Annotated in this window: 11 protein-coding genes; 3 read left to right on the forward strand and 8 right to left on the reverse strand. The window is 42.7% G+C overall.

Annotation, left to right across the window (positions count from 1 at the left end; all coding sequences use genetic code 11):
* Positions 1 to 84: 84 nt before the first annotated feature.
* The 8 genes from hisS to Q9G97_RS08310 all read right to left on the reverse strand — a co-directional run bounded on the left by hisS (position 85) and on the right by Q9G97_RS08310 (position 9,606).
* Positions 85 to 1,398: a histidine--tRNA ligase gene (gene hisS / locus Q9G97_RS08275; protein ID WP_305898411.1), complete on the reverse strand. Its 1,314-nt coding sequence runs from the start codon at positions 1,396 to 1,398 to the stop codon at positions 85 to 87.
* 55 nt (positions 1,399 to 1,453) lie between these two features.
* Positions 1,454 to 2,569: a flavodoxin-dependent (E)-4-hydroxy-3-methylbut-2-enyl-diphosphate synthase gene (gene ispG, locus Q9G97_RS08280; RefSeq protein WP_201569394.1), complete on the reverse strand. Its 1,116-nt coding sequence runs from the start codon at positions 2,567 to 2,569 to the stop codon at positions 1,454 to 1,456.
* Positions 2,570 to 2,613: 44 nt separating this feature from the next.
* Positions 2,614 to 3,429, reverse strand: a complete 816-nt coding sequence (locus Q9G97_RS08285; protein ID WP_227680217.1) for a helix-turn-helix domain-containing protein — start codon at positions 3,427 to 3,429, stop codon at positions 2,614 to 2,616.
* On the reverse strand, positions 3,426 to 4,295 hold the full coding sequence (gene pilW, locus Q9G97_RS08290; RefSeq protein WP_305898412.1) for a type IV pilus biogenesis/stability protein PilW: 870 nt from the start codon (positions 4,293 to 4,295) through the stop codon (positions 3,426 to 3,428). The genes Q9G97_RS08285 and pilW overlap by 4 nt, the downstream gene beginning before the upstream one ends.
* Before the next feature lie 229 nt (positions 4,296 to 4,524).
* The gene (rlmN, locus tag Q9G97_RS08295) at positions 4,525 to 5,706 is read right to left on the reverse strand and encodes a 23S rRNA (adenine(2503)-C(2))-methyltransferase RlmN (RefSeq protein ID WP_305900308.1); all 1,182 of its coding nucleotides are present in this window, start codon (positions 5,704 to 5,706) and stop codon (positions 4,525 to 4,527) included.
* A gap of 498 nt (positions 5,707 to 6,204) precedes the next feature.
* Positions 6,205 to 6,636 (reverse strand): nucleoside-diphosphate kinase, encoded by a 432-nt coding sequence (ndk, locus tag Q9G97_RS08300; RefSeq protein ID WP_305898413.1) that lies wholly within the window; start codon positions 6,634 to 6,636, stop codon positions 6,205 to 6,207.
* Positions 6,637 to 6,948: 312 nt separating this feature from the next.
* Positions 6,949 to 8,238 (reverse strand): adenylosuccinate synthase, encoded by a 1,290-nt coding sequence (locus Q9G97_RS08305; protein WP_305898414.1) that lies wholly within the window; start codon positions 8,236 to 8,238, stop codon positions 6,949 to 6,951.
* A 129-nt stretch (positions 8,239 to 8,367) separates the two neighbouring features.
* Positions 8,368 to 9,606 carry an ATP phosphoribosyltransferase regulatory subunit gene (locus Q9G97_RS08310; RefSeq protein ID WP_305898415.1) on the reverse strand — a complete coding sequence of 413 codons (1,239 nt, stop codon included), beginning with the start codon at positions 9,604 to 9,606 and terminating at the stop codon, positions 8,368 to 8,370.
* A 523-nt stretch (positions 9,607 to 10,129) separates the two neighbouring features.
* Here Q9G97_RS08310 and Q9G97_RS08315 point away from each other — a divergent pair.
* The 3 genes from Q9G97_RS08315 (at position 10,130) to Q9G97_RS08325 (ending at position 13,682) form a co-directional block, all read left to right on the forward strand.
* Positions 10,130 to 10,519 (forward strand): DUF2237 family protein, encoded by a 390-nt coding sequence (locus Q9G97_RS08315; RefSeq protein ID WP_201569405.1) that lies wholly within the window; start codon positions 10,130 to 10,132, stop codon positions 10,517 to 10,519.
* 104 nt (positions 10,520 to 10,623) lie between these two features.
* A complete protein-coding gene (gene corA / locus Q9G97_RS08320; RefSeq protein WP_305898416.1) occupies positions 10,624 to 11,817 on the forward strand; it encodes a magnesium/cobalt transporter CorA in 1,194 nt (397 codons plus the stop codon).
* Positions 11,818 to 12,062: 245 nt separating this feature from the next.
* Complete coding sequence (locus Q9G97_RS08325) at positions 12,063 to 13,682, forward strand: chromosome condensation regulator RCC1 (RefSeq protein WP_305898417.1); 1,620 nt, start codon at positions 12,063 to 12,065, stop codon at positions 13,680 to 13,682.
* Positions 13,683 to 13,819 lie beyond the last annotated feature (137 nt).

Below are 13,819 nucleotides of genomic sequence, written 5' to 3' on the forward strand. Positions count from 1 at the left end.
TTTACCTAGTAAATTTATAGTAAGTGCAATCATTATGACTGTCAAATCAATAAAACACAGTCAATAAAACGAGCTATTTTATAATCAGATATTTATGTGTGTAGCAAAGTTTTGTTCGTCAGCGAGCCAGTCTTGAGCTACGCTTCGTTGCTCACCTGTTTGCATATCCTTAATACTGATCTCATTAGCGTCCAGCTCTTGCTGCGCAATGATAACCGTCAAGCGCGCGCCTGATTTGTCCGCTTTTTTCATTTGCGCTTTTAGTCCTGTAGCGCTCGCCATTCTAATACGCAAATCTGGACGCTGATAGCGAAGATTCTGGGCATAAGTCATACCTGCGCCATAAACTTCAGGATGCGCGGCAATAAAGACATCACAGGCAGCCGTTTCGCTAAAAGGAGCAACTGCGTCTATCAATAACAATAAGCGCTCAAGTCCCATCGCAAAGCCGACCGCAGGCTCAGACTTGACAGGCTTAGCATCAGCTTTATTATTGCCACGAGTGTCCGTTGATTTTAGCTGACCGACTAGGCTATCATAACGGCCACCAGCACAAACTGTAGCTTGGCTACCCAGCTTATCTGTCACCCACTCAAATACGGTTTTGTTATAATAATCAAGGCCACGCACTAGATGCGGGTTGATCTCAAACTTAATACCTAAAGCCATCAAATAGGCTTGTACTTGCTCAAAATGTGCCACACTATCTTCGCCTAGAAAGTCAGCAAGTTTTGGCGCATCAATAAGCAATGCTTGAGTACTCGCCTCTTTGCTATCTAAGATACGTAGCGGATTGGTAGTTAAACGGCGCTTGCTATCGTCATCGAGCTGATCTTGTTTATCGGTTAAATAAGCCACTAGGGCATCGCGATAAGCATGACGCTCATCAAGCTCGCCTAGGCTATTTAGTTCAAGACGCAGCTCATCTTTGAGACCTAACTGTTGCCACATCAGATGGGTCATCGCAATCAGCTCAGCATCCGCATCTGGCAGCGCACTACCAAAGCTCTCAACACCTATCTGATGAAACTGACGATAACGACCTTTTTGTGGACGCTCATAGCGAAACATAGGACCGATGTACCAAAGCTTTGGGGTATCACCGCGTAATAAGTTATGCTCAATCACTGCCCGCACGGCTCCTGCTGTGCCTTCTGGACGTAAGGTCAATGGTGTAGGTGGCTCAGACTTATCTATAAAGCTATACATCTCTTTTTCAACGATATCAGTAGCACCGCCAATAGCACGCGCAAACAGATCAGTCTGCTCAACGATAGGCAGACGAATATGCTCATAGCCATATCTAGATAACACGTCCGCTAATATAGACTCAAGCTTTAGCCACTGTGCAGACTGATCTGGCAAAATATCGTTAAACCCTTTAATAGCTTTGATCATGTGGCACTTATATCCTAAATTTTTAATTGTTATTTTTAGCCAATTTTACAAAATACTATTTTACGCGAATGATTTCATTTTCACGAGCTTTCTCGAGCACTTCCGCATGAGCGCGTACCATACCTTCGATTTCATCGACTAGATTATCCGTATCGATAAGATGGCTCTTCTCGCCCATACGGTAGACTAGTGATCGACGCGCGGCTCCTACAACACCAATATCCGCTTCTTTGGCTTCGCCTGGTCCATTAACCTTGCAGCCAATCACTGACAGATTCATCGGCTCACGAATATCCTCTAGGCGTGCTTCCAAAGCAGTCATCACCCGTATCACATCGAACTCTTGACGTGAGCAACTAGGGCAAGCAATAAAATTCACCCCGTTTGAGCGAATATTTAATGACTTGAGAATATCATAGCCAATTTTGATTTCTTCTTCAGGCTCAGCGGCGAGTGATATACGGATCGTATCGCCTATGCCATCAAGTAATAATCCGCCAAGCGCAATAGCAGATTTGACTGCACCCGTACGATAGACACCCGCTTCGGTCACCCCAAGATGTAAGGGGTTATCGATCTGTGCTGATATTAGACGATAAGCATCCAAGGTCAAAAATACATTGCTAGCTTTGACTGACACTTTATATTGATCAAAGTTGAGACGATCCAAGATATCGATATGACGCATAGCGGACTCAAGCATAGCCTCGCCCGTTGGCTCAGTATATTTGCGCTGAATCTCTTTTTCTAGAGAGCCTGCATTAACACCGATACGAATAGGAATATTATGGTGACGCGCGCAAGCGACGACTTCGCGCACTTTAGCATCGCTACCGATGTTGCCAGGATTAATACGCAGACAATCAGCGCCTGCCTCGGCTACTGCTAAAGCAATCTTATGATCAAAATGTATATCAGCGATGAGTGGTACACTCACTAATTTGCGAATCTCACCAAAAGCGGCAACACTCTCCATAGTCGGTGTAGATACACGCATAAGATCTGCGCCCGCTTCTACACAGCGCTCTATTTGCGCAACAGTGCCCGGGATATCACAAGTATCCGTATTAGTCATGCTTTGTACGCTGATCGGTGCATCACCACCAATAGCAACGTCACCGACATATATCTTTTTGGTAACACGGCGAACGATAGGTGCTGATGTTGACATAATTAATCCTTGGCAAATACAAACTGTAAATAAGTCTAAAAATATTAAGGAGTCAATGCGAAGCTAGCTTGCTGACCTGTTGCATACTGCTCTAAGGCAACGGGCTGTTGATTCGCAATTAGCTCAACATTATTGATATTATCAATAACAATATTAAAAGGCGGCACACCAGAGAGTTGATAACTACCTTGGGTCTGCTCACCGCTAATCAAACTATTACCATTGGCATCAATGACCCCAACTGAGGCGGTGTCACTCAATTTGAACTGTAATATAGCAGTTGCTGCAACGTCACCACCCAAGTTTAATGCTGAGCCTGAGGCACCAACACTACTAGTGTCAAGCTCATCAATAGCAGCGCCTTGGGTCTGCTCTGATAACGTTATATCCTCAGATATAGGCGTGACTTCCTCGGTGTCTTGCGTAGCATTAGTCACCATGCGGAACAAAAGCACTGCTAGAATAATGAGTGCAATCACAGCAAGTATTAATAAGGGATTGAAGCGGATACGGCTGCGACTATCGCGCTGTAACGTACCCATAGGGCGCAGTGGCGACTCAATATTGCCCATAGCGCGCGACTTTAGCTCATTAGGATAAGCATTATCAAAGCTATTAGCTACTTGTACAGGATCTAATCCTAAAAACTTGGCGTAGTTAATAGCGAATCCACGCGAAAAAGCCGCTTGTGGCAGCTGAGCAAAATCTTCATCCTCTAAAGCTTGCAAATGACGCTTGAGTATAAATAACTCGCTTGCCACCGTCTCTAAGCTCATCTGCTTAGTCTTGCGAGCGTTTTGCAACATAACACCGAACGATTTCTGAGCGGTTGATTGATTAGTAGATGGTGGGTTGGTCATTTCCATGGAGCCTCTGGATTGTTAAGCCAAGTCTTAAGTTGTTTTGCCTCTTCGCTCAAAGGATAAGCGGAGAGCAGCTGTTGTGCCAATTGTTGACGAGTCGTGATATCGTTTTGTGCAGCCGCTAATTTGATGCCTTGAAGCAATAAGCGCGGGCTAATACCTTGACCTTTTACCAGTATCAAAGTCTCATCATAAAGCCGCTGCGCCTGAATAATACGCTGCTCTTCAAGCAATAAATCAACCAGTTCTATATGGGCAATTAAGCTATTGCGATTACCCTCTAGCGCCCGTAAAAAAGCTTTGGCTGCTAGAGGATGATTATCAAGCTGTAAATAAGTCCGCCCTAAATTTTCAAGAGCTCCAATACGGCCTTCGTAACCTAGTGTCGCACCTGCAATCTCAAACTGGGCAACTGCTTCGTTATAACGCTGCATCTGCGATAAATAGACGCCATAATTATTACGCGCCTGCGTAAAGTCCGCGTCCAATGAAATAGCTTGCTTGAAGTACTGATCAGCCTTTTCAAGATTAAGGCGGCTGCCTTCTTGCTGCAATAAAACGCCCATCATATCATAGGCGGGCGCATATCGGCTATTAGCAGCAAAAGCTTTTTCGAGTTGCCGCTGAGCAGCATCTAACTCGTTTTTGCGAATGTACTGCGCTGCAAGAGAGGTACGAACGCGAGCAATCTCTTGTTTATCTGAGCTGCGACTATCTGTAGGCTCAGTTGAAGTCTGGTAACGCGTACTACCGGTTAGATCGGTGGCCGTATTAGAGGTACTTTGACAGCCTGTTGCCAATACGGTCAGCAAGACACAGCTAGCTACTTTTACTTGAAATCCTCTATTACCTGAGGAACTCAAAAGAAATAGCTTTAGGGGTTGCAGACCATCATTAGAGTCTAATTTATCACTAAGTTGACAAAAATATCTATAAATCATTATGACCGCCATAGTAGCGCTAGGATTCAATTAGCCAGTAGTTTAATAGATTTGAAGCTAATAAGTACAATTTAGTTGCTATTAATTCTACTAGCTACACTTCTATCACGGTAAGGATAGAGAAATGAAAGCAATCGGCATGGTTTAGATATTACTCAGTCGCCTCTATATTACTGGACTTTAAGTTACTACGATCTTTTATACTTTGTTGCCAAGCTGCCGAGCGTCGGGTGCGATCCGCTACTTGCCCGACCAGCTGACCACAAGCGGCATCAATATCATCACCGCGGGTTTGGCGGATAGTGCAGACAAACCCTGCTTGGCTAAGTATATTACTAAAAGCATGGATACGATTGTTACTAGACTTATCATAGCCTGCATGCGGAAAAGGATTGAATGGAATAAGATTCACCTTACTTGGCAAATCAGCTAGCAGAGCGACTAACTGTTCAGCGTGCTCATTACTATCATTGACGCCATTGAGCATGACGTATTCAATGGTCACATGCTTTTTGTGGCGCGGATTGGCATCAAACACGTAATTTCGCGCCGCTGCCATCAGCTCACTTAGAGGATATTTTTTGTTAATAGGTACCAGCTCATTGCGTAGCTCATCATTGGGCGCATGTAGCGATATCGCTAATGCCACATCGATATCTTTGGCAAGCTGATACATTTTGGGCACGACCCCTGAGGTTGACAAGGTCACGCGGCGCTTGGATAGCCCATAAGCATGATCGCTGAGCATCAGCTCCATCGAGCTGACAACAGGTGTATAGTTAAGTAGCGGCTCACCCATGCCCATCATGACCACATTGGTCACCTGATTGTCCCACAAGCTATGATCGACATGCTCAAGACTGTCATGATCATCTGTCATATAAGAAGCGTTAGCAACCCAAAGCTGACCTAAAATCTCAGCCGCGGTTAAATCCCGTTCAAAACCCTGCTTGCCCGTGCTACAAAAGCTACAGTCGAGCGCACAGCCCACTTGGGAGGAGACACATAAAGTCTTACGGCCGTTCTCTTTGCTGTCATCAGCAGGTATCAATACGGTCTCAACTAGAGATCCGCCTGTCACTTCAAACACCCATTTACGTGTACCATCATCACTATATTGACGATGAATCACCTTTGGTGGAATAACACAAGCATTAGCAGACAATTTATCACGTAATCCTTTGCTTAGATTGGTCATCTGCTCAAAGTCTGTGACCCCTTGCTGATAAATCCATTTAATCACTTGGGTAGCACGAAACGGCTTCTCACCAATGCTTTTGAAATAGTCTGCCAGCTGCGCCTGTGTCATACCCAATAGGTTGGTCTTAGCCATCGCCTCATCGGTCAGCTTGATGCTATTGAGCCTAGTGGATTTAGATGCTTTAGTTGGCGTATGTGCTTGTACTGGCTGCGTAGACGTGGCTGTATTCATAGCCGTTTTTTCGATGGTAGTGAGCGTTGACATAAGAGATGGCCTTTTTACTGAAACTGATTTTACAATTTTTAGATACTTTTATAGATGCTTTTTACAGGTACTGTTTATGAGTGCTGTTTATGAATACTACAATAAGCAATCCGTTATGAGCGCAATACTTCAGAATAAAAGCTTATGCTGATAAGGGATTGATTACGTTATAGCGGACATTATAAAGCAATAGTCATGATGAGGGGAGATCATCTAAATTTCAATACAAGCGCTTTGATGACTTACTACCCTAATAGCTAAAACGGCTTATACCCATAAGATATAAGCCGTTTTATGTGACTATTTAACAATGCTACAGAGTCATACTACAGCCATCAATTAGTAATAAATCAATAGCAAAGCGTATTAACGCGTGCGAGCACAAACTTCGTCATCATTGAAGAAATAGCTGATTTCACGCGCAGCTGACTCTGCTGAATCTGAACCATGTACCGCGTTTTCATCGATGCTGCTAGCAAAGTCTGCACGGATAGTGCCTTTATCAGCGTCTTTTGGGTTGGTTGCGCCCATGATTTCGCGATGCTTAGCAATAGCGTTTTCGCCTTCTAGTACCGATACTAATACTGGGCCTGACATCATGAATGACTTTAGATCATTATAAAATGGACGTTCAGCGTGCTCAGCGTAAAAACCGCCCGCTTTTTGATCATCAAGTTGTAGCATTTTTGCGCCAACGATTTTTAGACCAGCTTGTTCAAAACGATCATAGATAGCGCCGATATGGTTGCCGCCAACCGCGTCAGGTTTGATAATAGATAAAGTACGTTCGATAGCCATGTAAAGCTCCTAGTTGATTACTAAAGCGGAATTTTAATTTATAAATTACTATTCATAAACTTAGGTATCAAAATATTAGCTTAGGCTATTTTAAAACTGAAAAAAACAAACCGATATTGCTAATAAATGATTGCTGACTATTATAATGATTAAGGCTATAAATGATAGGGGTTATTTATAAATGAGGTCGACTTAAAGGTGAACTCACAACTTATAACCGCTGTAAGTCTATTTAACTAAAAAACCTCAACGCTTAGCACTGAGGTTTTTTAGTTAAAAGTCATTGATCAAACTATCTAAGCATCGTACGTATTACGCATCATACGGATCACGCAATACGATCGTTTCTTCACGATCAGGGCCCGTCGAGATAATATCAACAGGACAATCGATCAATGCTTCGATACGCTTGATATAGATTTTAGCGTTTTCAGGTAAGTCGTCATAGTTAGTCACCCCAACCGTTGACTCGCTCCAACCTTGCAGGGTCTCATACTTTGGCGTTACTGACTCATAAAATTCAGCATCATGAGCGCCTGCACATTCAGTCTCTGGCACATCATAACCGACACCGATGCGCAGCTCCTCCAAACCGTCTAAAACATCAAGCTTAGTCAAGCAAATACCAGATAAAGAGTTCAATACCACGGCACGGCGTAAGGCCTCAGCATCAAACCAACCACAGCGACGCGCGCGTCCTGTAGTTGCACCAAACTCATGACCGACTTTGGCTAAATGTGCACCAACATCATCGAACAGCTCCGTTGGGAAAGGGCCACTACCGACGCGGGTGGTGTAAGCCTTGGTGATTCCCAATACATAATCTAAATATAGTGGGCCAATACCTGTGCCTGTCGATACGCCACCAGCAGTCACGCTTGAGCTGGTTACGAACGGATAAGTCCCATGGTCGATATCTAATAAAGTGCCTTGCGCGCCTTCAAACATCAAGTTCTTACCAGCAAGACGCATCTGATTTAATTCTTCAGTTACATCCGTAACCATGCCTTTGATGGATTCTTTCCACTCTTGACACAGCTTTAACGTCTCATCAAAATCAATAGCATCGACTTTATAATATTGAGTTAATTGAAAGTTATGGTATTCAATTAAATTACGTAGCTTTTCCTCAAGATCATCACGGAACAGATCAGCCAGCTTGATCGCACGGCGAGCGACTTTATCTTCATAAGCGGGACCAATACCGCGACCCGTCGTACCGATTTTACCACTGCCGCGTTTGGCTTCACGGGCTTGATCAAGCGCAACGTGATACGGCATGATAAGCGGACAGTTTGGCGAGATACGCAAACGCTCGCGTACGGGTACATTGTTATCTTCTAACCCTTTCATCTCTTTAAGCAGGGCATCAGGTGCAAGCACTACACCATTACCAATAAAACAAGTCACCCCTTCGCGTAGAATACCTGATGGAATCAAATGTAGTACTGTCGTTTTTCCATCGACTACCAGTGTATGTCCTGCGTTATGGCCGCCTTGAAAACGGGCTACCGCTGAGGCTTTTTCGGTCAATAAATCGACGATTTTGCCTTTACCCTCATCGCCCCATTGACTTCCTAAAACTACGACATTCTTACCCATGATAAATCCTCAGATGTGTTGAAATGTATAATAAAACTTTAGCTTGATTAAGTATTAATTTATATTTATAAAAATTACTTTTGAAAACTATTAAGACTTTTGAAACAAATAATTTAAAGTAAATAACGACTAAATAGTTTCTAACTGCCAGTTGTCCTCAATCATACTCAATCGATGACTGATATCTTTTGGACAGTCATTGGCATCTAATGGCATAGTGACTCGATAGCCTTTATTGCGCAAATCCGCAACTTGGCTCTGCAAACTTTGTAATTGATCACTAGTACCAGTAGTCATATCGCTATAATTAACCACGACTATATTGGCCGACTCAAGCTCTATGTGTGCCAGCAATCGGCTAACATCCATACTAAAACCAGTAGCCTCACGAAGCTGCTGCATTCCATCAAAGCGCCCACCGCGTACTAGCGGCTGAGTCTCGCTATTGATATAGCCGTTAAATACGATGCCCGTATGATAATGATAACCCGATAATTCAGTGATATCGATACTAACCTCACACTGCCACTGCTGTTGCAAATGGGTTTTAAGGCGCTGTAGCTCCTCAACGGCTGTCGCAATATCGTTATCTTGCTGCGCAGTATTTGAGAGCTTCGCAGATAGCTGCGTCATATCATGACCAAACCGCGCTAAAGCATAAAAGTCGCTACCCATATTCAAGCTCTGGCAGACTCGTTTTAGCTCAGGCAGATTCTTATTGGCATACAGATGCATCAGCTGCTCAGTATCACTCTCGGACAGATCCGCTAACACCGATAAGCGCTTAAATATCGCTACATGCCCTAAGTCCACATGCAGATCAGCGCTCATATTAAGACTATTGACTAAGCTAAATAGCACATCTATCAGCTCAATATCAGCATCAAGCGACTCGCAACCAAAGATTTCAGCGCCTAATTGTAATGGTGTACGCGAACCGAACAGACCTGTCGGTAGCGTGTGAATAACATCGCCTGCATAACAATAACGCGCAATGCCCTCACCGCCCCATTGAGCATCAATACGTAGAATCTGTGGCGTGATATCAGCACGTACGCCCATTAAGCGCCCTGTCAGCTGATCAATAATCTTAAAGGTTTGGCGCTTTAGATCCTCTGAGGCTTCACTTAATAAAGACTCTGTAAACTCAATCATCGGTGGAGAGACGAGCTGATAGCCCCTACTAATAAGCTGCTGAGTCAGTCGGTAGCGCAGTACTTCTTGCTTTTGCGCCTCATCAAACAACACATCGACCACCCCATCAGGGAGCAGCCAACTATTCGCCACTTCATTAGCAAAATTACTCAAATGAAAATTACTCAAGTAGGGATTAGAATCAGAGGTTACAGCGTTAGAACTAGCAGACACGATAAATCCTTGTTTGGCATAGCGCTTATCCAAAAGCGCAGCACTATTGAGATTTTGACATTGTTGTTAAGTAAGACAAATTTATAATGTAAAAGTGCATATCAATGACTCACAACTGACAAACTTTAAAAAAGCTATGAGGGTAGCACTACAAATATGATTCTGACACGCAACATTAAAGCTCAATTATAGAACTGAGTGCTAAATTTAACTATACGCTTTAACTATAAATTATGATCATTCAAAATAACAAAACACTTAAATTTGAACGCTTAATGACCTGTCAACTTATGGCTTTAGTTTAGCATAGCAACTAAACTTCGCATAGCGACAATTGTGTTTGTCTCACACTTTTACAAGTTAACATTAACTCATTTTACCTCTAACAAGATCTATTGATAACAGGGTCAATAAATAAGGTAGCCAACCTTATTCGAGCGACAATTAGACCGACTCATGCTACACTAGCGCATATTTTTATCATGCAAATTATCCAATAACAATCAACCTTTTAGGAGGCTTTATGTCATCTGATTATCATCCTAATCCAGCCGTCAATCAAACTAATGTTTTAGGTACGGCCCTTGCCAGCTGTTGTTTTGATCCTATTACGGGCTACTATCGTAACGGCTTTTGCCATACAGGCAATCACGATGTCGGTCAGCATACCGTCTGTGCCAAGATGACCAGTGAGTTTCTCAATTTTTCTGCCAGTCGCGGTAACGACTTGATTACCCCTCTACCTGAGTATAACTTTGCCGGTCTCAAACCTGGTGACTATTGGTGTATCTGTGCGCTGCGTTGGGTTGAAGCTCTAGACTTTGATATTGCACCACAGCTTAAGCTTGAGGCTTGCCATGAGAGCCTATTAGCCTTAGTCGATATTGAGACGCTAAAAAGCTATGCTATATAACGGCTATTTTTAGCTTTATCACGACTGAACTTATACTATTAATGAGTAAGTATTTATTAGTAATTATTCATCGTGATCACTGATAGCAACTTAAGGAGGGCAATATGCAAGACGATCATGATTTATCTGTTAAAAAGAGCACCCATATTGCACCTGATACTAATATAGATTATATCTATTCAGATATGATTGATTATGATAGTTACATCTACGGCGATGCAGATGCTACGCCAGAGGATACGCTTGAGACCATGACGGTTTATGATCCTGATGCCGATCGCTTTGAGGATATTGATGTCTCGAGTATGGATGAAGTGGTCAATTGCTATGCATACTCGCGTAAGACGGGCGAGCAAACGAGCCAGCTTGAGCTAAGCGATGTCAGTAAATCCCTGAAGAATAACAATCAGTTTATCTGGCTTGGTCTATATGAGCCGAGCTTGCAGACTATCGCCAAAGTGCAGAATGCTTTTGACCTTCATGAATTGGCTATAGAAGATGCTTTTGCTGATAATCAACGCGCCAAAGTGGAGAGCTATAATAACGACACCATATTCTTAGTGGTACGTACCGCTAAGCTTGAAGATAATTTTATTCGTTATGGCACAACAGCAATATTTATGGGTAAAAATTATCTTATTACTATTCGTATAGGCCCCTCGAACGCTTACACCCCTATCCGTGAGCATTGTCATTTACGTCCTGAAAAGCTCAGAATGGGGCCGATCTTTATTCTGCATGCCGTGCTTGATTTTATTGTCGATAACTATCTGCCAGTGACCGACAGATTGGGTAGCTATTTACGTGAGCAAGAGCGCAATATCTTTACTTACGAGTTTAATAAAAGCACGCTGAAAAACCTTTATGAAATTAAGTCGCAACTGGTACACATGCGCGCAGTAATCCTACCCGTACAAGATATTTGCAACTTCTTTATTAACCATCAAAAAAGCGATCTCGTTCCTGCCTTCCCTAATGCCGCAAAGCCCTACTTTCGTGATATCAATGATCATCTGCTGCGCTCACTCGATGCCGTTAATGGTCTAAATGAGATGTTAAGTTTGGCCATGGATACTTATATGGCTATGGTCAATATGGGACAGAATGAGGTCGTGCGTAAGCTTGCTGCATGGGCAGGTATTCTTGCCGTACCGACTGCTGTCGCTGGTATCTACGGGATGAACTTTGACTTTATGCCAGAGCTACATTGGCGGTATTCTTACTTTGTGGTTTTATTCTTAATCTTAGCGGCTTGTGGCTATTTATATTATAAATTTAAGAAAGTGAAGTGGCTATAAAGCAAAGCCACGCAAACGAAACGACAACATGATCATAGACTTCATTATTATTCTAAAACTTTAAAATCATTTCAGAGACTTTATACAGTCAGCTTATAAAACCAGCTGGCTGTTTTTTTGTATATTTTTATGTAGATATTGATAATAGTTATCATTTGTAATATTATTCGCATTAAATATTTCTAGCTCATTGCTCTGTCACTTAGACAATTACTCTATTTTGTAAATCATATACTGAGACTTCTATGCGCTTATCCCCATTGGCTCAAGTTTTATCACTTTCAACGATGGTTTTGCTACTTACTGCTTGTAACGACAACAATGACTCTGATAATACTCCTGTCATCCGCGATGTTACTCCGCCATTATTGACCACAAACAGCGACTTTGATGACAGCACAACTGCCGTTGCTGCTAGTTTTATTTCAGGTCAAGTTCAAGACACTGGCGGGATCAAATCATTAACTTATGGAGTCAATGATAACCCTATTCAGACTCTTAGCCTAGATGCTGACGGCAACTTCACTGATACTATCTTGCTAGCATTAGGAGACAATCAAGTTACCTTAACTGCAACAGACAATGCAGATAATATCACTACCTCTACTAAGACTCTCTATTTAGGCGATACTATTGCCGCTGGTGGGTCTCATACTGGTGCACTTAGGGCTGGGCATCTCTATGGCTGGGGACGCAATAACTACGGTCAAACTGGTCTAGGATCAGTCACTAAGTTATCTGAAAATAACAACTCGGTCATACCCCTACATCCCAATACGCCATTTATGATGAGCAGCACTCCTATAGACCTCATTAGCATTGGTTTTAACCAAAATCATTCCTTAGCCATCGCACAGGATGGGCGTGTTTATAGTTGGGGCGAAGACAAATCTGGTCAATTAGGTCGTGGTGATTTAGGTCGCGACAACTGTAGTAGCACTGAAGACTGCCGTCTTGATATTGGAGCGATAGCAAATATTGAGAATGCAGTTATGGTTGCACCAGGATATAGTCATAACCTAGTACTCACTCAAGATGGCACGGTTTGGGCAATGGGCGCAAATGGTCAAGGACAATTGGGCAATGCTACTATCACATCCAGTAGCAGTAGCATACCTGTCAAGGTTGATTTTTCGGCAGCAACTGACATTGGTCATATTGTGCAAGTTGCTGTCAGTTCTGGTAGCTCCTACGCGCTAGATGATAAAGGTCAGGTTTGGGGTTGGGGTAGCGATGATTATGCGAATTTGGGTAAAGGCATCGCTTGCACAACCGCTAATAATTGTATTAATGAGAATCCAGTGCCTGTGCGTATTACCGTTATTACAGACACAGCAACTGATGAAAAGGTTACTCAACTAGCCGCAGGTCGTGATCATGTACTAGCACTAACTAATAAAGAGTCTGTCTACGGTTGGGGGCTTAATTCTAGTAGTCAAGTAGGCTACAACGGTCAACAATTTAAAGATACTGAGAACGCTTGGGACAGAACTATAACTGCTCCAACCAAACTACCTTGGTTCGCTGATAAAAAGGTAAAGCGGGTCTATGCTAATGGCAACTCTAGTTATGTATTACTAAATAACGGCAAAGTTTATCCATGGGGTATGTTTGGCGAGACCAATAGTGAAGGCCGAACGATATATAACAATTTAGATGAACCCACTGATAACCTGCCGAGTTTGACAGATATTGAAAATATAGGTATGGGCGCTCTACATCTTATTGCACAAGACAAGAGCGACCACTTATATACTTGGGGTTGGAGCTTTGAGGGCTCAATAGGTAGCAAGCTCGCTACTAATATTTGGATGTATAACGTGCCCTTCTCTATTAGTCTACCTACTCAATCAGCTGTCAATTAAATCTATCCGTTAATAACTGATTACTTACTGGTAGTAGCACCATAATAAAAGGGCCGCATTAAATGATGTCGCCCTTTTTTATCCTATCTATTTATCATTATTTCTATTCATTATCATTTAACTCTATTTCCAATCAC

The organism is Psychrobacter sp. M13 (assembly GCF_030718935.1).
GTDB classification, from domain to species: Bacteria; Pseudomonadota; Gammaproteobacteria; order Pseudomonadales; family Moraxellaceae; genus Psychrobacter; species Psychrobacter immobilis_G.

Bases quoted from the DNA above. Each gene is read 5' to 3' on its own strand.
- ndk (WP_305898413.1), bottom strand. From the start codon at position 6,636: ATGGCTATCGAACGTACTTTATCTATTATCAAACCTGACGCGGTTGGC.
- Q9G97_RS08285 (WP_227680217.1), bottom strand. From the start codon at position 3,429: ATGACCAACCCACCATCTACTAATCAATCAACCGCTCAGAAATCGTTC.
- Q9G97_RS08315 (WP_201569405.1), top strand. From the start codon at position 10,130: ATGTCATCTGATTATCATCCTAATCCAGCCGTCAATCAAACTAATGTT.
- Q9G97_RS08305 (WP_305898414.1), bottom strand. From the start codon at position 8,238: ATGGGTAAGAATGTCGTAGTTTTAGGAAGTCAATGGGGCGATGAGGGT.
- hisS (WP_305898411.1), bottom strand. From the start codon at position 1,398: ATGATCAAAGCTATTAAAGGGTTTAACGATATTTTGCCAGATCAGTCT.
- ispG (WP_201569394.1), bottom strand. From the start codon at position 2,569: ATGTCAACATCAGCACCTATCGTTCGCCGTGTTACCAAAAAGATATAT.
- corA (WP_305898416.1), top strand. From the start codon at position 10,624: ATGCAAGACGATCATGATTTATCTGTTAAAAAGAGCACCCATATTGCA.
- Q9G97_RS08325 (WP_305898417.1), top strand. From the start codon at position 12,063: ATGCGCTTATCCCCATTGGCTCAAGTTTTATCACTTTCAACGATGGTT.
- rlmN (WP_305900308.1), bottom strand. From the start codon at position 5,706: ATGGCTAAGACCAACCTATTGGGTATGACACAGGCGCAGCTGGCAGAC.